The organism is Staphylococcus durrellii (assembly GCF_015594545.1).
In the GTDB taxonomy this organism is placed as follows: domain Bacteria; phylum Bacillota; class Bacilli; order Staphylococcales; family Staphylococcaceae; genus Staphylococcus; species Staphylococcus durrellii.
Map to the genome: position 1 here is coordinate 879,317 of NZ_JADIIO010000001.1, position 22,765 is coordinate 902,081.

The 22,765-nt window shown below is 33.2% G+C and carries 21 protein-coding genes; 18 read left to right on the forward strand and 3 right to left on the reverse strand.

Annotated features, from left to right (window positions below; translation table 11 throughout):
* Positions 1-23: 23 nt before the first annotated feature.
* The gene (locus tag ISP02_RS04160) at positions 24-584 is read right to left on the reverse strand and encodes a cysteine hydrolase family protein (protein WP_195720374.1); all 561 of its coding nucleotides are present in this window, start codon (positions 582-584) and stop codon (positions 24-26) included.
* A gap of 141 nt (positions 585-725) precedes the next feature.
* On the opposite strand from ISP02_RS04160, the gene ISP02_RS04165 reads away from it, so the two are divergent.
* Both ISP02_RS04165 and ISP02_RS04170 read left to right on the forward strand, forming a co-directional pair.
* The gene (locus ISP02_RS04165) at positions 726-1,808 is read left to right on the forward strand and encodes a glycosyl hydrolase family 28-related protein (protein ID WP_195720375.1); all 1,083 of its coding nucleotides are present in this window, start codon (positions 726-728) and stop codon (positions 1,806-1,808) included.
* Between the two features lie 265 nt (positions 1,809-2,073).
* Positions 2,074-2,169, forward strand: a complete 96-nt coding sequence (locus ISP02_RS04170; RefSeq protein ID WP_195720376.1) for a type I toxin-antitoxin system Fst family toxin — start codon at positions 2,074-2,076, stop codon at positions 2,167-2,169.
* 295 nt (positions 2,170-2,464) lie between these two features.
* Here ISP02_RS04170 and ISP02_RS04175 read toward each other — a convergent pair whose 3' ends face one another.
* Positions 2,465-3,268 (reverse strand): prephenate dehydratase, encoded by an 804-nt coding sequence (locus ISP02_RS04175; protein WP_195720377.1) that lies wholly within the window; start codon positions 3,266-3,268, stop codon positions 2,465-2,467.
* A 32-nt stretch (positions 3,269-3,300) separates the two neighbouring features.
* Complete coding sequence (locus tag ISP02_RS04180; RefSeq protein ID WP_195720378.1) at positions 3,301-4,365, reverse strand: nitric oxide synthase oxygenase; 1,065 nt, start codon at positions 4,363-4,365, stop codon at positions 3,301-3,303.
* Between the two features lie 180 nt (positions 4,366-4,545).
* Here ISP02_RS04180 and ISP02_RS04185 point away from each other — a divergent pair, with 180 nt between their 5' ends.
* The 16 genes from ISP02_RS04185 to rlmD all read left to right on the forward strand — a co-directional run bounded on the left by ISP02_RS04185 (position 4,546) and on the right by rlmD (position 22,751).
* A complete protein-coding gene (locus ISP02_RS04185; RefSeq protein WP_195720379.1) occupies positions 4,546-6,015 on the forward strand; it encodes a nicotinate phosphoribosyltransferase in 1,470 nt (489 codons plus the stop codon).
* Positions 6,008-6,829: an ammonia-dependent NAD(+) synthetase gene (nadE, locus tag ISP02_RS04190; protein WP_195720380.1), complete on the forward strand. Its 822-nt coding sequence runs from the start codon at positions 6,008-6,010 to the stop codon at positions 6,827-6,829. The genes ISP02_RS04185 and nadE overlap by 8 nt, the downstream gene beginning before the upstream one ends.
* A 72-nt stretch (positions 6,830-6,901) precedes the next feature.
* Positions 6,902-7,480 carry a DUF2179 domain-containing protein gene (locus ISP02_RS04195; RefSeq protein ID WP_195720381.1) on the forward strand — a complete coding sequence of 193 codons (579 nt, stop codon included), beginning with the start codon at positions 6,902-6,904 and terminating at the stop codon, positions 7,478-7,480.
* Positions 7,477-7,662: an NETI motif-containing protein gene (locus ISP02_RS04200; RefSeq protein ID WP_195720382.1), complete on the forward strand. Its 186-nt coding sequence runs from the start codon at positions 7,477-7,479 to the stop codon at positions 7,660-7,662. Before ISP02_RS04195 ends, ISP02_RS04200 begins: the two co-directional genes overlap by 4 nt.
* A gap of 213 nt (positions 7,663-7,875) precedes the next feature.
* Positions 7,876-9,171: an adenylosuccinate lyase gene (gene purB, locus ISP02_RS04205; protein WP_195720383.1), complete on the forward strand. Its 1,296-nt coding sequence runs from the start codon at positions 7,876-7,878 to the stop codon at positions 9,169-9,171.
* Between the two features lie 117 nt (positions 9,172-9,288).
* Entirely contained in the window at positions 9,289-9,591 is a 303-nt protein-coding gene (locus tag ISP02_RS04210) for a YerC/YecD family TrpR-related protein (RefSeq protein WP_195720384.1), read from the forward strand.
* A 247-nt stretch (positions 9,592-9,838) separates the two neighbouring features.
* Positions 9,839-10,519: a M15 family metallopeptidase gene (locus tag ISP02_RS04215; RefSeq protein ID WP_328806020.1), complete on the forward strand. Its 681-nt coding sequence runs from the start codon at positions 9,839-9,841 to the stop codon at positions 10,517-10,519.
* Positions 10,520-10,650: 131 nt separating this feature from the next.
* Positions 10,651-11,343, forward strand: a complete 693-nt coding sequence (gene pcrB, locus ISP02_RS04220) for a heptaprenylglyceryl phosphate synthase (protein ID WP_195720385.1) — start codon at positions 10,651-10,653, stop codon at positions 11,341-11,343.
* Positions 11,340-13,535 carry a DNA helicase PcrA gene (gene pcrA / locus ISP02_RS04225; protein ID WP_195720386.1) on the forward strand — a complete coding sequence of 732 codons (2,196 nt, stop codon included), beginning with the start codon at positions 11,340-11,342 and terminating at the stop codon, positions 13,533-13,535. Before pcrB ends, pcrA begins: the two co-directional genes overlap by 4 nt.
* A gap of 3 nt (positions 13,536-13,538) precedes the next feature.
* The gene (gene ligA, locus ISP02_RS04230; RefSeq protein WP_195720387.1) at positions 13,539-15,545 is read left to right on the forward strand and encodes an NAD-dependent DNA ligase LigA; all 2,007 of its coding nucleotides are present in this window, start codon (positions 13,539-13,541) and stop codon (positions 15,543-15,545) included.
* Positions 15,546-15,557: 12 nt separating this feature from the next.
* The gene (locus ISP02_RS04235; protein WP_195720388.1) at positions 15,558-16,769 is read left to right on the forward strand and encodes a CamS family sex pheromone protein; all 1,212 of its coding nucleotides are present in this window, start codon (positions 15,558-15,560) and stop codon (positions 16,767-16,769) included.
* 239 nt (positions 16,770-17,008) lie between these two features.
* Entirely contained in the window at positions 17,009-17,311 is a 303-nt protein-coding gene (gene gatC / locus ISP02_RS04240) for an Asp-tRNA(Asn)/Glu-tRNA(Gln) amidotransferase subunit GatC (protein ID WP_061855621.1), read from the forward strand.
* Position 17,312: 1 nt separating this feature from the next.
* Positions 17,313-18,770, forward strand: coding sequence for an Asp-tRNA(Asn)/Glu-tRNA(Gln) amidotransferase subunit GatA (gatA, locus tag ISP02_RS04245; RefSeq protein WP_195720389.1), 1,458 nt, complete (start codon positions 17,313-17,315; stop codon positions 18,768-18,770).
* A gap of 12 nt (positions 18,771-18,782) precedes the next feature.
* Positions 18,783-20,210 (forward strand): Asp-tRNA(Asn)/Glu-tRNA(Gln) amidotransferase subunit GatB, encoded by a 1,428-nt coding sequence (gene gatB / locus ISP02_RS04250; RefSeq protein ID WP_195720390.1) that lies wholly within the window; start codon positions 18,783-18,785, stop codon positions 20,208-20,210.
* 187 nt (positions 20,211-20,397) lie between these two features.
* Positions 20,398-21,315, forward strand: coding sequence for a diacylglycerol kinase (locus ISP02_RS04255; protein ID WP_195717423.1), 918 nt, complete (start codon positions 20,398-20,400; stop codon positions 21,313-21,315).
* Positions 21,316-21,389: 74 nt separating this feature from the next.
* Positions 21,390-22,751, forward strand: coding sequence for a 23S rRNA (uracil(1939)-C(5))-methyltransferase RlmD (gene rlmD, locus ISP02_RS04260; protein ID WP_195720391.1), 1,362 nt, complete (start codon positions 21,390-21,392; stop codon positions 22,749-22,751).
* Positions 22,752-22,765: the final 14 nt, after the last annotated feature.

Consider the following 22,765-nt stretch of genomic DNA (forward strand, 5'->3'; position numbering starts at 1 on the left):
AGTTTCTATCATTTTAGCATGATTTAAGACTGATATTCTACATGAGCACCTAATGAATTTTTAAAATGTTCTAATGCCCAAGTGTGACCAGTTTGATTAAAGGATGCGACACCTTGTGATGAAATAAATAAATGATAGCCTAAATTATAGGCAGTTATAGCAGTATGTAATACACATATATCGGTGCAAACACCTACTATTTCAATACTGTCAATATTACGCTCACGCAACATTATATCTAATGGTGTGCCACAAAAAGAATCATAGCGTGTCTTATCTAGAAAGTGTACATAATCATTAAATTGAATCTTTTGATAGATGTCATTTACTTTGCCGTAAAGTTCACGACCAGGCGTATCAATAATATTGTGTGGGGGAAATAGTTTGCTTTCAGGATGCAGATGATTATCCTCAAAATGTAAATCCATCATAAAGAAAATAGGTTGTTGTTGATTATTATAATTATCAATTCTTGAAACTATATAAGGTTCTAATCTTTGTGCTGGTTGACCGCAAGTTAAATTACCATTGTCAGCTACAAAATCGTTTGAATAATCTACTACTATTAATGCCTTGTTTGCCATGATAATATTTACACCTCATTATTTAAAATTGTTTTACAATAATATAGTTAGTAGCATAACCCATATAGTAATAATAATCGAGTTTATTTCGGTTAAAATAGGAAATGTTAATTGGGTAGATAAAATAGGGAGGTGCTAGGTTTGGAAATTGACGCGCGTGAATTTGGCTTACAAGGGTGTAATGCTAAAAAAGACACAGCTGCTTTACAAAAAGCACTTAATTTTGCAAAAAAGCGTTTCGGTACAACAATTACAGTACCTGAAGGTGAATATTATATTAAGAAAGCTTTAGTTATTTATGCGGGAACTACTTTACAACTGCAAAAAGATACGGTTTTAAAGCGTCAAGGTAAAGATGCGATATTAAAAAACGGAAAAAGACCTCATCGTTATTATGGATATAATGGCAATAGTTATATAACGATAAAGGGAGGCATTTTAGATATGAATGGAAAAGCATGTCCATTTAATAATACGGCAATGTGTATTGGTCATGCACAAGAAATAACAATTAATGGCGTAACAGTTAAAGATGTTGTTGGTGGACATGCTTTAGACGCCTGTGGTGTTAATGGTTTACATATAAGTGATTGTCGTTTTGTCGGATTCAACGACTTAAAAGGAGATAGGAGCTTTTCTGAAGCGGTCCAATTAGATATACAAGTTAAGGGTGCTTTTCCCAAATTTGGTGCCACTGATGGAACTATAACCAAAAATGTTATTATTGAACAGTGTTATTTTGGTAATTCAGCTACTGATGATATGCAGCCATGGAATCGTGCGATCGGCTCACATGCAAGTCGTTATAATCAATATTATGAAAATGTACATATACGGTATAATGTTTTTGAAGGTTTAAAACATTATGCATTAACGCCTTTGAAATGCAAAGATACTTATATTCACCATAACTTGTTTGATAATTGCCAAGGTGGCATACGTTACTTAGGTATTAAAGACGGTAAAAACGCTAAAGATCTTGATGGAATAGTGCAGCCTTCTCAAGCAGGGGAAAATTTAAATATTTATAAAAATGAATTTAAGGGCAAAATGAAATATGACGCAGTACATGTAAGAAATTATAATGATGTGAAGCATAAGCATGTGACGATAGTACAAAATAACTTTGCGGAAGTATCGCAAACAATTCATGCAGAAGATATTGAGCGACTTATCATGCAAGATATAGATGAACGGGCGATAAAGAGAATTAATATTAGTTAGGTTTCAAAAATAAAGGCAAGCTAGATTAGGCACTGATTCTATAAAAAGGTAATTTAATAAAAACACTATTTTCTAGGCTACTCATTTCCTAAATTCAATAAGAGATAAGTAGTCTATTTTTTGAATTCTAATAAAAAAAGAGTGTGCATAAAATAATCATTTCTTGTACACGCTCAATGAAATATACCTGGGTAATTACAGATGATATAATAATGAAGTCGCCTATCTCTCAGGCGTCAAATTGACGTGGGAGGAGGTGTTATTCATGTTGGAAATCCTTGTTCACAATATGACCACAGTCATCAACGGTTGTATTATTGCGTTATTTACGCATTGGCTGCGTAATCGCAAAGACAAATAGGCGACAGATAGCCACACCAAAAAATCCCCTCACTATTTGCGGTAGTGAGGGGATTGGTGTATCCATATTGGATTCCTTGTTAATCACATTATAACACCGTAGTGGGGAGGAATGCAAAGTTGCTAAAAAATCCCTTTGTAATTTCTCTTCAGCCGATTTGTATATTTCATTAATAGAATCAATAATTCATTATATTCATATGTTTAATGTCTTAACTCTATATTGTGAATTCAACTAAAGTATTATTATATTACTCTCATTTCAATTTAATTACTCATGCTTTTTGTGGTTAAGTTTAATTTATTTTGTTGAAAGAACCAATAATTTTTACTTGGAAATCTAATGTAGTTAATATGGTTACAACTTTATCCAAGTTAGCCCCTATCGGTACGTCGGCTTGAACAAAAAAGTGATACATACCTAATTGTGTTTTAAGTGGTCGAGATTCAATCCATGATAGGTTGATATTAAATAAAGCAAACGTATTTAATATATTGGCTAACAAACCTGGCTTATCGTATTCAGGCGTGATAAGTAACATAGTATCCGATGCATCTTCTATATGTTGGGGCTCGTTACTTACGACTAAAAAGCGTGTAACGTTATGTGGATAATCTTGAATGTTTTTTTCGATAGGATAGTAGCCATAAGCTTCACCACTTCCAAGTGGTGCGATTGCGCCAATACCTGGTGCGATATATTCCAAACTTTTAATTGTACTATCCACATAATTATAATCGAAGTTATGACGTTGAATATAATTACTTGTTTGACTTATTGCAGGGGCGATAGAATATACTTTTTCAATGCTTGATGCATCTTCATGGTCATTACCATAAAGTGCAAATTGTATATCTAAATGTATTTCGCCTTTAGCGTAAATATTTTCATGAGTTAAACCATCAGCCACTATGTTAATCGTACCTTCAATTGAATTTTCTATTGGAACGACTGCAATGGCATTATTATCTTTTGATACTGCACTAACAACTTCGTATAAATTAGATTTTGGAATATATGTCGCTTCTTCTTCAGTTTGATATTGTTGAGCCGCTAAATAAGAAAAAGTTCCTTTAGGCCCTAAATAATATAAATTCATATTTGTTACTCCTCAAGTTCAATGAAATAGTGTTAATGAAAAGGACAACCGGATGATTGTGCTTTTTTATAATGGAAATTTGGATCTTTCATAACATTTGCATAACCATGGTGATAATTAGAAACAAGCGTTGGAGATAACGAAGGTACTAGCCATGACCATTTACCTGTCACTTCTCTGTGCTGTTTTGCTTCGTTTTTTTCAAAAACTTCAAATTGTCTTGAAGCAGTTAAATGATCAACAATAGAAACGCCTGCCTGTTTAAATGAATAGTACACTGCGTAATTTAATTCGACTAAAGCACGATCCTTATTGAACGAATTATTTTTAAGTGTATCAAATTCAAAAGCTTGTGCAACAGTTTCCAATAAATTATAGCGATAAACGTCGGTGAAATTTCGAACGGCTATTTCATTGACCATGTACCAACCGTTAAATGGTGCAGCGGGATAAGTAATACCACCAATCTTTAAATCCATATTTGAAATTATTGGTACCGCATACCATTTTAAACCCAGTTGTTTTAATTTGGGGAATTGTTCATGTTCAATATTTATTTCTTTTATTATTTCTTTTGGATAGTCGTGATAGTTCATGACACCGTTTGGTAATTTATAAATTAATGGCAACACATCGAATTGTGTATGTTGACTAGTCCATCCTAAATGTTCTGCTAAACGAGTGACTTCTTTTTCTGCAGGATCACCACAATCATTATAACCTGCATAACGTATTAATTGGTTATTATAAATTTTTGGTGGATGCTCTGGATGAAATATAGTAATGTACGGTTTAATTTTGCCGTTATTTGTAGCTTGTATGATATGATTTTCTATTTTGTCGATAAAATCATCTTCCTCTTCTATATGACGAGCATCTTCTACTGTTAACGACTGCCAGTAAAATCTACCAATACAGCGATTGGAATTACGCCACGCCATTTTTGCACCGTATTCAAGCTCTTGTGTTGTATGACGATAAGTTCCAGTTTTGTTAATTTCGTTTTCAACTTCTATTAGTCTTTGTGTAATATCATCAGGTTTAAAATTTAATTCAGTGTACATTGTTTTAATAAAATTTTTTGCTTCGTTTAACATATTCACACCTCAAGCATATTATAATTCATGTAAGAAAAGATAAATAATAATAAAAGAAAATGTCATTATTTTGTCGGAAATATGTGACGGTAACGGCTACATTTATCTATACTAATTAAGGTGCTTTAAAGGCCTGGTTTGTGATAAAATGGGAAAAAAGGTCGATTGGAGAGGTTACCCGTGTACCAATATAAAGATGACACGTTTACACTACACAATGATTTGTATCAAATAAATATGGCAGAAACTTACTGGAATGATGGGATACATGAAAGACTCGCTGTCTTTGATTTATATTTTAGAAATATGCCATTTAATAGTGGATATGCAGTATTTAATGGATTGAAGCGTGTAATTGAGTATATTAATTCTTTTCAATTCTCACAAACTGATATAGATTATTTAAAATCAATCGGTTATAAAGAGGATTTTTTAAATTATTTGGCAACTTTAAAATTTACCGGCAACATACGATCAATGCAAGAAGGTGAACTATGTTTTGGTAACGAGCCATTAATTAGAGTAGAAGCCCCATTAATTCAAGCACAATTAATTGAAACGATGTTATTAAATATTGTTAACTTTCATACATTAATTTCTACCAAAGCTAGCCGTATTAGACATGTTGCTAATAATGATATTTTGATGGAATTTGGTACACGTAGGGCCCAAGAAGCGGATGCGGCATTATGGGGAGCAAGAGCAGCTTATATAGGAGGATTTAACTCTACAAGCAATGTTCGCGCAGGTAAATTATTCAATATACCAGTGTCTGGGACACACGCACACGCTATGGTACAGGCATATGGTGATGAATATGTAGCTTTTAAAAAATACGCCGAACGTCATAAAGATTGTGTCTTTTTAGTGGACACTTTCCATACCCTAAAGTCTGGGGTACCCAATGCTATAAGAGTAGCCAAAGAATTAGGTGATAAAATTAACTTTATAGGAATTCGCTTAGACTCTGGGGATATTGCTTATTTATCAAAAGAAGCACGTAACATGCTAGATGAAGCTGGTTTTACTAATGCTAAAATTATCGTTTCAAATGATTTAGACGAAGAAACGATTTCTAGTTTAAAAACGCAGGGTGCGAAAGTAGATTCTTGGGGTGTAGGTACTAAATTAATTACTGGCTACGATCAACCTGCATTAGGCGCCGTTTACAAGCTTGTTGCTATTGAAGATGAAGAAGGTAATTATTCAGACAGAATTAAATTATCTAATAATGCTGAAAAAGTAACGACACCAGGCAAGAAAAACGTTTATCGAATTATAAATAAAAAAACGCAAAAAGCTGAAGGTGACTACATTACATTACAAAATGAAGAGCCTAATGAAGAAACGCCATTGAAATTATTCCATCCAGTACATACGTACAAAATGAAGTTTATTAAGTCTTTTATCGCTAAAGATTTACATCATGATATTTTTAAAAATGGCGAATTAGTATATAATTTACCAGATGAACAAACGGCTCAAGCGTATTTACAAGATAGCTTGTCTCATTTTTGGGAAGAAAATAAACGTTATCTAAATCCACAAGAGTATCCGGTAGATTTAAGTACACTTTGCTGGGAAAATAAACATAAGCGTATTTTTGAAGTAGCAGAGCATGTTAAAAAAATGGAGGAAGAACATGAGTAATTTACAAGACATTATTGTTAGAGAAATGCAAGTGAAGCCAGAAATTGATAATGAAGTAGAAATGAGAAGTATTTTACAATTTATAAAAAATTATGTGCAGTCACATTCATTTATAAAGTCACTCGTATTAGGTATTTCTGGAGGACAAGATTCTACTTTGATGGGGAAATTATTGCAAATAGCTGTGACTGAATTGAGAAATGAACATAGACAATGTAAATTTATCGCTGTGAAATTACCTTATGGACAACAAAAAGATGCAGATGAAGTGGAAGAAGCGCTTAATTTTATAGAACCGGATGAAATTGTTACAGTCAACATTAAACCGGCTGTAGACCAGGGTATTAATTCTTTAAAAGATGCAGGTTATACTCTTACAGATTTCCAAAAAGGAAATGAAAAGGCTAGAGAACGTATGAAGGTTCAATTTGCAATTGCAGCAAACCAATCAGGTATTGTAGTTGGTACAGACCATTCAGCTGAAAATGTGACTGGTTTTTATACTAAATATGGCGATGGAGCTGCTGATATTGCGCCACTATTTGGTCTGGATAAACGACAAGGCCGCCAATTATTAAAATACTTAAACGCACCAAAGCAACTTTATAACAAAACACCAACCGCTGATCTTGAGGACGACAAGCCACAGTTACCAGATGAAGAAGCGCTAGGTGTAACATACGAACAGATTGATGATTACCTTGAAAATAGAACAGTGTCTAGTGATGCTAAAGAAATAATAGAGCAACATTATGTAAGAAACGCACATAAAAGAGAATTAGCATATACGCGTTTTAGTTGGCCTAAAAATTAATTTATAGTGACAAATGATTATTACGCTGATAAAATAATCTAGATTTTAATGTGATGAAGGAAGGAAAGATTAATGTCTGTTATAGCATCAAACCCATGGTTAATGGTTTTGGCAATATTTGTAATAAATGTTGCATACGTAACTTGTTTAACTATGCGTACTATTTTAACGTTAAAAGGATATCGCTACGTTGCCGCGGTCGTGAGTTTTGTAGAAGTACTTGTTTATGTAGTTGGGTTAGGATTAGTAATGTCGAGTTTAGATCAAATTCAAAACATTGTTGCTTACGCTTTTGGTTTCTCAATTGGTATAATAGTAGGAATGAAAATCGAAGAGAAATTGGCGCTTGGCTATACAGTCGTCAATGTAACATCTTCTGAATATGAGTTAGATTTAGCAACACAATTAAGAGATTTAGGCTATGGAGTCACACACTACACTGCACATGGCAGAGATGGTTATCGATTAGTAGTTCAAATTTTAACGCCTAGAAAATTTGAATTTAAATTAATCGAAACAATAAAGCAAATTGACGCCAAAGCTTTCGTTATTGCATATGAACCACGTACAATTCATGGTGGTTTCTGGGCTAAAGGTTTAAAAACTAAAAAACTTAAACAATACGATACGGATGAAGTTGAATCTATATGAAAAAACAACAAAAATTTCAAGTCGCAGATAATGAAACAATTCAAGATTGCTTACAGCGTATGAAAGAACTAGGATATATGCCTATTAAACGGTTTGAAAAACCTGTTTATAAAGAAAATAGTAATGGAGATATTGAAGTTTTAAGGCAAGACATAGAATTTGTCGGTAAACTAATAGAATAATTAAATCAGCTAATGGTTGAGATAACGTATTTCTTGTGTCTCAGCCATTTTTGCTGTTATGAAATGTTAACTTAAAAGTTTTATACTTTTGTCACTAATTCTGTTAAACTAAAATTGAACTTACAAACACGAACTTTATAGGCAAAGTTTTCTATAATGTACATGTTTTCTTGTTTGTAACTAAAAAATAATAAATGATTGGAGCTTAATAATATGATTGAACGTTATTCTAGAGAAGAAATGTCTAATATTTGGACTGATCAAAACCGTTATAAAGCTTGGTTAGAAGTAGAAATTTTGGCTTGTGAAGCATGGAGCAAATTAGGATACATACCACAAGAAGATGTACAAAAAATACGTGATAATGCGAAAGTTGATGTAGCTAGAGCACAAGAAATAGAACAAGAAACAAGACACGATGTTGTGGCCTTTACACGACAAGTATCAGAAACATTAGGAGAAGAACGTAAATGGGTACATTATGGACTTACTTCAACAGATGTGGTTGATACAGCTTTAAGTTATGTAATTAAGCAAGCCAACGAAATTATAGAAAGTGATTTAGAACGTTTTATCGATGTTTTAGCTAAAAAAGCTCAAAATTACAAATATACTCTAATGATGGGGCGTACACATGGTGTGCATGCCGAACCTACAACGTTTGGTGTTAAAATGGCACTTTGGTACACTGAAATGAAACGTAATTTAGAACGCTTCAAGCGTGTTAGAGAAGAAATAGAAGTAGGTAAAATGAGTGGGGCAGTCGGCACATTCGCCAACATACCTCCAGAAATTGAAGAGCATGTATGTGAACGTTTAGGTATAGGAGCGGCGCCGGTTTCTACACAAACTTTACAGCGTGACAGACATGCATATTACATCGCAACACTTGCATTAATTGCTACCTCTATGGAAAAATTTGCTGTAGAAATTCGTAATTTACAAAAAACTGAAACACGTGAGGTAGAAGAAGCATTTGCTAAAGGACAAAAAGGTTCATCTGCAATGCCACATAAACGTAATCCTATTGGATCAGAAAACATCACAGGTTTATCACGTATTATTCGAGGTTATATTACTACAGCATACGAAAATGTGCCACTTTGGCATGAAAGAGATATTTCTCATTCATCCGCTGAACGAATCATGTTACCCGATGTAACAATCGCCTTAGACTATGGTCTAAATCGTTTTACTAATATAGTTGATAGATTAACAGTTTATGAGGAAAATATGTCGGCGAATATAGACGAAACTTACGGTTTAATATTCTCTCAGCGTGTATTATTAGCTTTAATTAATAAAGGTATGGTTCGTGAAGAAGCATACGATAAGGTTCAACCTAAAGCGATGGAATCTTGGGAAACTAAAACACCATTTAGAGAATTAGTAGAACAAGATAGTGATATTACTGAATTATTAACTACTGAAGAATTAGATGATTGTTTCGATCCTAAACATCATTTGAATCAAGTAGATACTATTTTCGAAAGAGCGGGATTAGCTTAATATCAGTAATTTTAGTAAGCTTTTGAGATTATTTTAATTTTTTAAGGGAAATTACTACACTTTAATGCGTTAGTACGTTAAACTTGGATTAAATTGAAATATACAGGGGTTGTTTTTATGCAAATTGAAAAATTAAGAGGACAAGCGTTAGATGAGTTATTTGATGCGATATTGACTCTTGAGACACGTGAAGAATGTTATCAATTTTTTGATGATTTATGCACTGTCAATGAACTACAATCTTTATCTCAAAGATTACAAGTTGCTAAAATGATTAAGCAAGGCTATACTTACGCAACAATAGAACAAGAATCTGGTGCGTCTACTGCAACTATCTCACGTGTGAAGAGATCACTTCAATGGGGTAATGACGCATATACGATGATATTAGAGCGTATGAATATTGAAACTACTAATTAATCAATATTAAATGTAAAATAAAAACTTACTAATGATGTTGGTTGTATATAATTAAACAAAACCGTTATAAAGCTGGGGGAGGACAATCATAGTTTCTCTCTCAGTTTTTTATTTTACAAAAATTTATTTTTCCCTTGTTTAATATGGTATTTTTCGTATAATAATTGTAAGCAATTTTTATAAATATTAAATTTAAATAATTTAGCTTGATAAATAACGTACGATTTATGAAAGGAAGTTTCCAGTAGTGAAGAAATTTTTTGGAGGCGTGACTCTCGTTTTTATAATTAGTTTTATTGTTTTTGTTTGTTTCTTTTTCTTTACTCGCCAAGACGTAGATGATAATAATTTAAATTATAAAATAGTTAAATCTAAAAATGTTTTGCCAATAATTACAGAAGTGCACGGTGTTACTAAGGTTAATGGACATGTGATAGTAAATAAACACTATGCTTTACCTCCTTCCTATAAGCCGGGGGAAGATAAGCATGCTAAGAAGCAATTAAATAAATTGTTAGCGGCTGCAACAAAGGAGAACATTGATTTAAAATTCCGGAGCGGATATAGGAGTTATGAAGAACAACAAGAGATTATGAAAAAGTTTGTTAAAGAAGAAGGGGAGAAACAAGCTAAACATTACACAGCTATTCCAGGACATTCCGAGCATCAAACTGGATTAGCATTTGATGTTGGTACTGACGCGCCTATAAAAGACTTTAAAAAAGATTTTGGCGTGTCTAAGGAAGGAAAATGGCTAGCACAACATGCTCCAGAATATGGTTTTATTATTCGTTATCCTAAAGGTCAAGAAAAAGAAACGGGATACTCGTATGAAGCATGGCATATTAGGTACGTTGGACCAGAGTTAGCAAAAATTCTTAAAAAAGAGAATACCAATATAGAAGCGTATTACAATATACCTAATTAACGTACGAATTAAATAATTATCAAAAGTGGAAAATCACCTTAAATATTAAGGTGATTTTTTGTAGCAATTTTAGAACTCAAATAATAAAAATGATATAATTATATGTATGCGATATGAAGGAGTAACAAATAATGTATAACATTAAAGAGTGGAAACATATATTTAAATTAGATCCTGCAAAAGCTATTAGTGATGAGGATTTAGAACAATTGTGTATGTCAAATACCGATGCCATAGTGATAGGTGGTACGGATAATGTGACTGAAGATAACGTCATTCAATTGATGAGTCGAGTTAGAAGATACCCTTTGCCATTGGCATTAGAAATTTCAAACATTGAAAGTGTCATGCCTGGCTTTGATTTTTATTTTGTACCGACTGTTTTGAACAGTCAAGATGTTACATATCATAACGGCATACTATTAAATGCTTTGAAACAATTTGGTCATGTCATAGACTTTGATGAAGTTGTGTTTGAAGGCTATGTCGTATTAAATCAAGACAGTAAAGTTGCACAGAAAACGCAAGCTAATACTGCATTAACAGCAGATGATATTGAAGCCTATGCACAAATGGTTAATGAAATGTATAAATTACCCGTTATGTATTTGGAGTACAGTGGTCAACAGGGTGATGTAGATATGGTAAAGGCTGCTGCAAACATGCTGACAGAAACGCAGTTATTTTATGGTGGTGGCATAGAGGACTATAGTTCAGCGCGCACTATGGCGGAGATTGCCGATACGATAATAGTGGGTGATATTATATATCAAGATATTAAAAAGGCTTTAAAAACAGTGAAAATAAAGGAGTTACCTAAATGAATGCGTTAGTAAATAAAATGAATGATGAACAAAGCCAAGCAGTTCGAGCTACAGAAGGGCCCTTATTAATTATGGCCGGTGCTGGATCTGGAAAGACGCGTGTGTTAACACACCGCATTGCTTATTTATTAGACGAAAAAAGTGTGTCCCCCTATAATATTTTAGCGATCACTTTTACGAATAAAGCAGCACGTGAGATGAAAGAGAGAGTCGAAACCTTAGTAGGCGAAGAAGCACAAGTTATTTGGATGTCTACTTTCCACTCTATGTGTGTGAGAATATTACGTAGGGATGTAGATAGAATAGGTATTGAACGTAACTTCACTATTATCGACCCAACAGATCAAAAATCAGTAATTAAAGACGTACTTAAAACAGAAAATATCGATAGTAAACGTTTTGAACCAAGAATGTTTATCGGCGCTATTAGTAACTTGAAAAACGAATTAAAAACACCTGAGGATGCCCAAAAAGAAGCTAACGATTATCACTCTCAAATGGTTGCCACAGTTTATAAAGGTTATCAACGTCAATTATCACGTAATGAAGCACTGGACTTTGATGATTTAATTATGACAACAATTAATTTATTTGAACGTGTACCTGAGGTGTTGGAGTATTATCAAAATAAATTTCAATATATACACGTCGATGAATATCAAGATACAAACAAGGCACAATACACATTAGTAAAATTATTGGCAAGAAAATTTAAAAATCTTTGTGTAGTAGGAGATTCAGATCAATCAATTTATGGATGGCGTGGCGCTGATATTCAAAATATTTTATCGTTCGAAGAAGATTATCCTGAAGCCAAAACAATCTTTTTAGAACAAAATTATCGTTCTACAAAAACCATTCTAACTGCTGCTAATGAAGTGATTAAAAACAATTCTGAACGAAAGCCTAAAGGATTGTGGACAGGAAATACACAAGGTGAAAAAATTCATTACTATGAAGCGATGACTGAACGTGATGAAGCCGAGTACGTAGTGAAAGAAATAATTAAACAACAAAAAAATAATAAAAAGTTTAAAGATATGGCTATTCTTTACCGTACAAATGCACAATCTCGTGTACTTGAAGAAACATTTATGAAATCTAATATCCCATACACAATGGTCGGTGGACAGAAGTTCTATGACAGAAAAGAGATTAAAGATATTTTAAGTTATTTACGTATTGTGGCTAATAGCAACGATGACATTAGTTTACAACGTATAATAAATGTTCCAAAAAGAGGTATAGGTCCATCATCTGTCGAAAAAATACAGAAATATGCTGTAGATAGTGATATTAGTATGTTTGATGCTTTAGGCGAAGTAGATTTCATTGGATTATCTAAAAAAGTTACGCAAGAATGTATTAATTTTTATGAGTTAATGCAAAACTTAATTAAAGAACAAGAATTTTTAGAAATAAGTGAAATTGTCGAAGAGATAATGCAAAAATCAGGCTATAGAGAAATGTTAGAAAAAGAACAAACATTGGAATCTCGTAGTAGACTTGAAAATATCGATGAGTTTATGTCTGTACCTAAAGATTACGAAAAAAATACACCATTAGAAGAACAATCCCTTATTAATTTCTTAACTGACCTCTCATTAGTGGCTGATATTGATGAAACACAAATTGAAAATGGTGTGACATTAATGACAATGCACTCGGCTAAAGGTCTTGAGTTTCCAGTTGTCTTTATAATGGGGATGGAAGAATCATTATTCCCTCATATTAGAGCTATAAAAAGTGACGATGATCATGAAATGGAAGAAGAGCGTAGAATTTGCTATGTAGCAATTACAAGAGCAGAGGAAGAATTATACATTACACATGCTACTTCTAGAATGTTATTTGGACGTTCTCAATCTAATTTACCATCTCGTTTCCTTAAAGAAATCCCTGAAAATCTATTAGAAGATGTTAAAGGTATGAGTAAAGCATCTAGTAAATTCAGTAACGCTACTAAAACGCCAGAAAAAAGAGGATTTAGTAAACAAGTTCGCTCAAATAAACAACAAAGTAACACTAGTTGGAATGTAGGAGACAAAGTGATCCATAAATCATGGGGCGAGGGCATGGTGAGTAACGTTTCAGAAAAAAATGGATCAGTGGAGCTTGATATTATTTTCAAATCTGAAGGCCCTAAGCGTTTATTAGCTCAATTTGCACCAATCGAAAAAAAGGGGGAATAATGCATGGGTGAAAATATTCAAGCGCGTGTGGATGAATTGCATAAACTATTAAATCAATATAGTTATGAGTATTATGTTAAAGATAATCCAACCGTACCTGACAGCGAGTATGACAAATTATTGCATGAATTAATTGATATTGAAGCACAACATCCAGAATATAAGACTGACGATTCCCCAACTGTACGTGTTGGTGGAAAAGCGCAATCTACATTCGAAAAAGTAAATCACGATACACCGATGTTAAGCTTGGGCAATGCTTTTAACGAAGAAGATGTACGAAAGTTTGACCAACGGATACGTGAACAAATTGGCGAAGTAAGTTATATGTGTGAATTGAAAATTGATGGCCTAGCCGTGTCTCTAAAGTACGAGAATGGCAGATTTGTCAAAGGATTAACACGTGGTGATGGTACTACAGGTGAAGATATCACGGAGAACTTAAAAACGATTCATGCTATCCCACTGAAAATTAATAAGCCATTAACATTTGAAGTACGTGGCGAAGCCTATATGCCACGCTCTTCATTCTTTAAATTAAATGAAGAAAAAGAGAAAAATGAAGAGCAACCATTTGCTAATCCTCGAAATGCCGCAGCAGGATCATTAAGACAATTAGATGCTAGATTAGCTGCGAAACGTAAATTAAGTGTATTCTTATATAGCGTTAATGATTTTACTGATTTTGCTGCAGTTAGTCAAAACGATGCTTTAAAAGAGTTGGATGATTTAGGTTTTAAAACAAATCAAGAGCGTAGAAAATTAAATAATATAGATGAAGTATTACACTATATTGAATATTGGACAACGCAACGTGAATCATTGCCTTATGATATTGATGGTATCGTTATAAAGGTTGATGACTTATCGCAACAAGAAGAGATGGGTTATACACAAAAATCTCCAAGATGGGCTGTTGCTTACAAGTTTCCAGCAGAGGAAGTTGTTACACAGCTGTTAGATATAGAATTAAGCATTGGTCGTACTGGTGTCGTGACGCCTACCGCAATTTTAGAACCTATTAGAGTGGCAGGAACAACAGTCTCTAGAGCTTCATTACATAACGAAGATTTAATACACGAGAAAGATATTCGAATCGGAGATAGTGTCGTCATTAAAAAAGCGGGGGATATCATACCTGAAGTTATTCACAGCATCATTGATAGAAGACCAGACGATGCAGTAACTTACCATATGCCAACGCATTGCCCTAGCTGTGGCCATGAGTTAGTTAGAATTGAAGGTGAAGTAGCTTTAAGATGTATCAATCCTAAATGTCAGGCCCAATTGATTGAGGGATTAATTCATTTTGTTTCTAGACAAGCGATGAATATCGATGGTTTAGGTACTAAGATTATTCAACAACTTTATGAAAATAATAAGATAAAGGACGTTGCAGATATTTATTATTTAACTAAAGAAGACTTACTTCCTTTAGAACGTATGGGTGAGAAAAAAGTAGATAATTTACTTTCAGCTATCGAACAATCTAAAGATAATTCTTTGGAACATTTGTTGTTTGGATTAGGCATCCGTCATTTGGGTGTTAAAGCGAGTCAAGTCATAGCAGAAAAATATGGTTCTATAGAACGTCTCTTTGAAGTGACCGAGGAAGAATTCGTAGGTATTCATGATTTTGGTCATAAATTAGCTCAATCTATCGTTACTTATTTAGAAAATGATGATATTCGCTTACTGATTGATAAATTACAACAAAAGCATGTTAATATGGAATACAAAGGAGTAAGAACTTCTGAAATAGAAGGGCACCCAGAATTTAAAGATAAGACGATTGTACTTACAGGTAAATTACAACAAATGACAAGAAGCGAAGCGGCTGAGTGGTTAGAATTGCAAGGTGCTAAAGTGACTAATAGTGTGACTAAACGTACCGATTTAGTCATCGCAGGTGCGGATGCTGGTTCTAAATTAGCTAAAGCAGAAAAATTTCGTACTCCAGTATGGTCTGAAGAAGATTTTATAAATAAACAAAATGAAATTTCTAATTAGAGGGGATCTTGCATGAAACGGACGTTAACATTATTTTTATCCGCAATAATTTTATTATCGGCATGTGGTACTAATGACAATGAGAAAAAAGATGCAACAAACAATAAACAAGCTACAAAAAATGATTCTGGTTCAGTTAAAAAGATAGCTACAGACAAAAATGTTCAAGGCGATAACTACAGAACAATATTGCCATTTAAAGAAAGCCAAAGCCGTGGATTGTTACAAGATAATATGGCAAATAGTTATAATGGTGAGGATTTTGAAGCTGGTTTGCTAGATTTGAGTAAACAAGTCTTTCCAACTAAAGATTATTTATATCAAGATGGTCAATATTTAGATAAAGACACTACAAACGCTTATTTAAAACCTAAGTATACTAAGTCTGAAATTGATAAAATGAGCAGCTCTGAACGTAAAGAGAAAAAAGCAAGTGAAAATTTAGGTTTGAATCCATCTCATAATGGAGAAACAAATCCTGAAAAAATTGCTAATAATTCTCCAGCTTATTTATCTAATATATTAGAGCAAGACTTCTATGATGATGGCGATACTAAAGGTAAGAAAATAAAAGGTATGACAATTGGTTTAGCGATGAATGGTACATACTATTATCAAAAAGAAAAAGATGGGGATACATTTAGTAAGAAATTAGACGATAATGAAATTAAAAAACAAGGCAAACAAATGGCTAGCGAGATTTTATCAAGATTAAGAGAAAACAAAAACTTGAAAAACATTCCTATTCACTTTGCAATTTATAAACAATCTGGAGAGAATGCGATTATACCTGGCGAATTTGTTGCCGGGACTACTGCAGATAAAGGTAAAACGCGTATTAATGAATGGAAAAATATTAGTCAGAAATCTGTATTACTACCATCAGATGAGGCTGGTAATATTGATGAAAATTTAAATTCTAACTTTAAACAATTTAATGATAATTTACAATCTTATTTTAATAACTTCACTCAAGCAGTAGGAACTGTGAAATTTGAAAATAAAAAAGCAAAATCATTATCTGTAGATTTACCTATCGATTATTATAGTAAAGCAGAAACAATTGGTATTACACAATATGTTACGCAACAAGCGGATAAATACTTTGATGATATTGACGAATACGAAATTCATATTAAAGATGGAAATAATCCGAAAGCTTTAATAAGTAAATCTAAAGACGAAGATAAGCCAAAAGTTCACATTTATACAAATAGTAATTAAGCATTAGAGTTTCTGAATAGGCACGTTGTCACATAAAGTTTGTGGCGACGTGTTTTTAATATTAAAATATTAAGATATTCAATGTAATATACAAAATTATGTTTAATATTTTTCTATATAATTGTATAAAGTTTTTGAGCTTTTAATAATCCGTCGCTTTTTAACGAAAAATTTAGATTTTTAGGTGAAATTTTGATACAATTTTGTAGTGAATGAGTAAAAGGAGGCTTTTTAATATAATGGCTAAAGTTACACGTGAAGAAGTTAAACATATAGCTAATTTAGCTAGACTTCAAATTTCTGAAGATGAAACAACTGAAATGCAAGAAACGCTAGAAACAATTTTAAACTTTGCAAATCAAATCGATTCAGCGAACACAAGTGATATCGAACCCACAAATCATGTACTTGATTTACAAAATGTTTTACGTGAAGATAAAGCACAAGAGGGTATTCCTCAAGAGCTTGCATTAAAAAATGCGAAAGAAACGGAAGATGGGCAGTTTAAAGTACCATCTATCATGAATGAGGAGGACGCTTAAAATGACCATCCGTTACGAATCTGTGGAAAACCTAATTAAATTAATTGAAAGTAAAGAAATAACACCATCACAAATTGTTAATGATATTTATAACGCAATTGAAGAAACAGACCCAACAGTTAAATCTTTTCTTGCTCTTGATAAAGAAAATGCATTAGCTAAAGCACAAGAACTTGATGACTTACAAGCTAAAGGTCAAATAGAAGGTAAATTATTTGGTATCCCTATGGGTATCAAAGACAATATCATTACTGAAGGTGTAGTAACTACATGTGCAAGTAAAATGTTAGAAGGCTTTGTACCGATTTATGAATCAACTGTAATGAATAAATTAAAAAATGAAAATGCAGTGTTAATCGGAAAGTTAAACATGGATGAATTTGCGATGGGTGGGTCTACAGAGACATCTTATTATAAAAAAACTGTTAACCCATTTGATCACACTGCAGTGCCTGGCGGTTCTTCAGGTGGTTCTGCTGCAGCAGTTGCGGCAGGCTTAGTACCATTCAGTTTAGGTTCAGATACTGGTGGTTCAATTCGACAACCAGCTGCTTACTGCGGAATCGTTGGTATGAAACCTACTTATGGTCGCGTGTCACGTTTTGGTTTAGTTGCGTTCGCATCTTCTTTAGACCAAATTGGTCCGTTAACACGTAATGTTAAGGATAATGCTTTAGTATTAGAAGCCATCACTGGTGTAGATGAAAATGATTCTACAAGTGCGCCTGTAAGCGAAGCTGACTATACAGTTGATATAGGTAAAGATATTGAAGGTTTAAAAGTAGCGTTGCCAAAAGAATATTTAGGCGAAGGTGTATCTGAGGACGTTAAATCTGCAGTTAAAGAAGCAGTTGAAACGCTAAAATCACTTGGTGCTACAGTGGATGAAGTTTCATTACCTAATACTAAATATGGTATTCCATCATATTATGTTATTGCATCATCTGAAGCATCATCAAACTTATCTCGTTTTGATGGTATTAGATATGGTTACCATTCAACTGAAGCAAAATCTTTAGAAGAACTATATAAAATGTCAAGAAGTGAAGGATTTGGCGAAGAAGTTAAACGTCGTATCTTGTTAGGTACATTTGCATTAAGTTCTGGTTATTATGATGCTTTTTACAAAAAGTCTCAAAAAGTTAGAACTTTAATTAAAAATGATTTTGATAGTATCTTTGAAAATTATGATGTTGTTGTTGGCCCAACTACACCAACTACAGCATTTAATATTGGTGAGGAAATTGACGATCCATTAACAATGTATGCGAATGATTTATTAACTACTCCAGTAAATCTAGCTGGTTTACCAGGTATTTCAGTACCATGTGGACTTTCAAATAATCGTCCTATTGGCTTACAAATCATTGGTAAACCGTTCGATGAGAAAACGTTATATCGTGTCGCTTATCAATATGAAACACAATTTAACTTTCATGATAAATACGAAAAATTATAAGGAGTGGAAATAATGCATTTTGAAACAGTTATCGGACTTGAAGTCCACGTCGAATTAAAAACAGACTCAAAAATGTTTTCTCCGTCACCAGCACATTTTGGTGCAAAACCAAACTCAAACACTAATGTTATAGACCTTGGTTACCCAGGTGTTTTACCTGTCGTAAATAGACGAGCTGTTGATTGGGCTATGAGAGCATCTATGGCTTTAAATATGGATATCGCAACTGAATCTAAGTTTGACCGTAAAAACTATTTCTATCCAGATAATCCAAAAGCATATCAAATCTCACAATTTGATCAGCCAATAGGTGAAAATGGATATATAGATATAGAAGTTGATGGTGAAACGAAGCGTATCGGTATTACACGCTTGCATATGGAAGAAGATGCTGGTAAATCAACTCACAAAGATGGTTATTCACTTGTTGACTTAAATAGACAAGGTACGCCATTAATTGAGATTGTTTCTGAGCCAGACATTCGCTCACCACAAGAAGCATATGCTTACCTTGAAAAATTGCGTTCAATCATTCAATATACTGGTGTTTCTGATTGTAAAATGGAAGAGGGTTCATTACGTTGTGATGCGAATATTTCATTGCGTCCGTATGGACAGAAAGAATTTGGTACAAAAGCTGAATTGAAAAACTTGAACTCATTTACTTATGTACGTAAAGGATTAGAATATGAAGAAAAACGACAAGAAGAAGAATTATTGAATGGCGGAGAAATCCTACAAGAAACACGCCGTTTTGATGAATCCAACGGTAAAACAATTTTAATGCGTGTTAAGGAAGGTTCAGATGATTATCGTTACTTCCCAGAACCAGATATCGTTCCACTTTATGTTGATGAAGAATGGAAAGAACGTGTACGTCAGACAATTCCTGAATTACCAGACGAAAGAAAAGAAAAATACGTGTCTCAATATGGTTTACCTGCATATGATGCACATGTATTAACATTGACTAAAGAAATGTCAGATTTCTTCGAAGGTGCAGTTAAAGAAGGCGCTGATATTAAATTAACTTCAAACTGGTTAATGGGTGGCGTGAACGAATATTTAAATAAAAATCAAATCGATCTACAAGATACTAAATTAACACCTGAAAACTTAGCAGGTATGATTAAGTTAATTGAAGACGGTACGATGAGTAGTAAAATTGCGAAAAAAGTATTCCCTGAACTGGCTGAAAATGGTGGAGATGCTAAGCAAATTATGGAAGATAAAGGTTTGGTACAAATTTCAGATGAAGCTACTTTACTTAAATTTGTAAATGAAGCTTTAGATAATAATCCTCAATCAGTAGAAGATTATAAAAACGGCAAAGGCAAAGCTATGGGCTTCTTAGTTGGTCAAATTATGAAAGCCTCAAAAGGCCAAGCCAATCCACAGCTAGTCAATCAACTATTAAAACAAGAGCTAGATAAACGCTAATATATTAGTTAGTTGTTTAATGTTACTAAATGATAGATTTAGGGCCTGCAAGCAATTTAAATTGCTTGCAGGTTACTTATTTTATTAAAAAGTCAACGCATTATTAAATTGAATAATTTAAATGCTTTCAACTGAACTATAAATACTTTAATATAGATGATGAGTATACTAAGTTGAGGGATAAACTATGAGAAAAAGAGCTAGAATAATTTATAATCCAACTTCTGGTAAAGAGCTATTTAAACGTACGTTACCAGATGTACTAATAAAGTTAGAAAAAGCAGGATTTGAAACAAGTGCATATGCAACAGAAAAAATAGGTGACGCAACAATTGAGGCGCAACGTTCACTTGAAGGCCAATATGATGTGTTAATTGCTGCAGGTGGCGATGGGACATTAAATGAAGTCGTTAATGGTATTGCAGAACAACCTAACAGACCTAAATTAGGTATTATACCGATGGGGACAGTTAATGATTTTGGTCGTGCCTTACACTTACCTAGCGATATTATGAGTGCTATAGATGTAATTATTGACCAACACTCTACGAAGGTAGATATAGGTAAAATGAACAGTCGTTATTTTATTAATTTGGCTGCTGGTGGTCAATTAACACAAGTATCTTATGAAACGCCTAGTAAATTAAAATCAATTGTAGGACCTTTTGCATACTACATTAAAGGGTTTGAGATGTTGCCACAAATGAAGGCCGTAGATATTAGAATTGAATATGATGGTGAAGTCTTTCAAGGGGAAGCAATGTTGTTTTTATTAGGATTAACAAATTCTATGGCTGGATTTGAAAAACTAGTCCCTGATGCTAAATTAGATGACGGTAAATTCACTTTAATCATTGTTGAAAAAGCAAATTTAGCAGAATTAGGTCATATAATGACATTGGCATCTCGTGGAGAACATACAAAACACCCAAAAGTACATTATGAAAAGGCAAGCTCAATCAATATTTCTTCTTTTACAGATATGCAATTGAACGTAGATGGAGAATATGGCGGTAAGCTACCAGGTAATTTCTTAAATTTGAAACAACATATAGAAGTATTTACACCGAAAGATGTTAAAAATGAAGAATTAACAGAGCAATAAGCAAAAATTATCATCATTTGAGGTTAGGTCACAACACATTGCAGCCTAACCTCTTTTAATTTGGAGTGAATGAGTTGAATACTATTCAAAAAAATGAAGTGAAAGACGGTAAAGTTATTGATTTAACACATGAGGGTCACGGCGTCGTTAAAATTGATAACTATCCCATTTTTGTACCTAATACATTAATAGACGAAGAAATTGAATATAAAATTATCAAAGTTAAAAAGAATTTTGCTATTGGTAAATTAATGAATGTAAAACAAGAAAGTAAGGAGCGAATTGAGCCACCTTGTGTTTATTACACTAAGTGTGGGGGGTGCCAGTTACAACATATGAGCTATAGTGCGCAATTAGCAATGAAGAAAGAACAAGTTGTTAATTTGTTTCATCGTAAAGGTAATTTTAAAGAAACAACGATTCACGATACGGTAGGTATGGATAACCCTTGGCGTTATAGAAATAAATCTCAAATTCCAGTTGGTTTAACTCAAGACAAAAATGTAAAAATGGGTTTTTACCGCCAACGTAGTCACGATATAATCGATATGGATGAATGTTTGATTCAAGATAATCAACATCAACAAGTGATGAACGTTGTTAAGCAATTATTTAATGATTTAAACGTCAGTATATATAGCGAGCATAAAAAACAGGGGCTTATGCGACATGTAGTTATTCGTACAGGCTATCATAGCGATGATTTAATGATTATTTTTGTTACTAATGGTAAAAAGTTTAAACAAGCTCCAACAATAATTGAAAAATTGCTAAAAGCTTTTCCTAATGTGACAAGTATAAAACAGAACATAAATAAAACGCATTCAAATGTAATTATGGGGGATGAATCAATAACGTTATATGGTAAAGATAAGATAGAAGATAGCTTATCTGAAGTAACATTTAAAATTAGTGATCGTTCATTTTATCAAATAAACTCTGCCCAAACTGAAAAATTGTATCAACTTGCAATTGAATACGCACAACTATCTGGAAACGAAATCGTATTAGATACATACTGTGGTATTGGGACTATTAGTTTATCAATGGCTTCACAAGTTAAACATGTATATGGTGTCGAAGTTGTTCCCGAAGCAATTGCAGATGCACAGCAAAATGCGACTTTAAACCAGTTAGAAAATACTACTTTTGTCTGTGGTAAGGCTGAGGATACTATATTAAAATGGCAACAAGAAGGAATTCAACCAGACGTTGTAATGGTAGATCCACCAAGAAAAGGGTGCGATGAATCCTTTATTCAAACAGTACTTACTTTAAAGCCACAAAGGATAGTGTACATTTCGTGTAATCCAGCAACTCAACAACGTGATGCTACAATGTTACAAGAAAAGTATGATTTAATTGAAATTACACCTGTAGACATGTTTCCACAAACGACTCACGTAGAAACGATTGCCTTATTTGAATTGAAATAATGAAATATTTCAAA

Bases quoted from the DNA above. Each gene is read 5' to 3' on its own strand.
- purB (WP_195720383.1), top strand. From the start codon at position 7,876: ATGATTGAACGTTATTCTAGAGAAGAAATGTCTAATATTTGGACTGAT.
- nadE (WP_195720380.1), top strand. From the start codon at position 6,008: ATGAGTAATTTACAAGACATTATTGTTAGAGAAATGCAAGTGAAGCCA.
- pcrA (WP_195720386.1), top strand. From the start codon at position 11,340: ATGAATGCGTTAGTAAATAAAATGAATGATGAACAAAGCCAAGCAGTT.
- ligA (WP_195720387.1), top strand. From the start codon at position 13,539: ATGGGTGAAAATATTCAAGCGCGTGTGGATGAATTGCATAAACTATTA.
- ISP02_RS04195 (WP_195720381.1), top strand. From the start codon at position 6,902: ATGTCTGTTATAGCATCAAACCCATGGTTAATGGTTTTGGCAATATTT.
- gatB (WP_195720390.1), top strand. From the start codon at position 18,783: ATGCATTTTGAAACAGTTATCGGACTTGAAGTCCACGTCGAATTAAAA.
- ISP02_RS04180 (WP_195720378.1), bottom strand. From the start codon at position 4,365: ATGTTAAACGAAGCAAAAAATTTTATTAAAACAATGTACACTGAATTA.
- gatC (WP_061855621.1), top strand. From the start codon at position 17,009: ATGGCTAAAGTTACACGTGAAGAAGTTAAACATATAGCTAATTTAGCT.
- ISP02_RS04160 (WP_195720374.1), bottom strand. From the start codon at position 584: ATGGCAAACAAGGCATTAATAGTAGTAGATTATTCAAACGATTTTGTA.
- ISP02_RS04255 (WP_195717423.1), top strand. From the start codon at position 20,398: ATGAGAAAAAGAGCTAGAATAATTTATAATCCAACTTCTGGTAAAGAG.
- ISP02_RS04210 (WP_195720384.1), top strand. From the start codon at position 9,289: ATGCAAATTGAAAAATTAAGAGGACAAGCGTTAGATGAGTTATTTGAT.
- ISP02_RS04200 (WP_195720382.1), top strand. From the start codon at position 7,477: ATGAAAAAACAACAAAAATTTCAAGTCGCAGATAATGAAACAATTCAA.
- ISP02_RS04175 (WP_195720377.1), bottom strand. From the start codon at position 3,268: ATGAATTTATATTATTTAGGGCCTAAAGGAACTTTTTCTTATTTAGCG.
- gatA (WP_195720389.1), top strand. From the start codon at position 17,313: ATGACCATCCGTTACGAATCTGTGGAAAACCTAATTAAATTAATTGAA.
- pcrB (WP_195720385.1), top strand. From the start codon at position 10,651: ATGTATAACATTAAAGAGTGGAAACATATATTTAAATTAGATCCTGCA.
- ISP02_RS04170 (WP_195720376.1), top strand. From the start codon at position 2,074: ATGTTGGAAATCCTTGTTCACAATATGACCACAGTCATCAACGGTTGT.
- ISP02_RS04235 (WP_195720388.1), top strand. From the start codon at position 15,558: ATGAAACGGACGTTAACATTATTTTTATCCGCAATAATTTTATTATCG.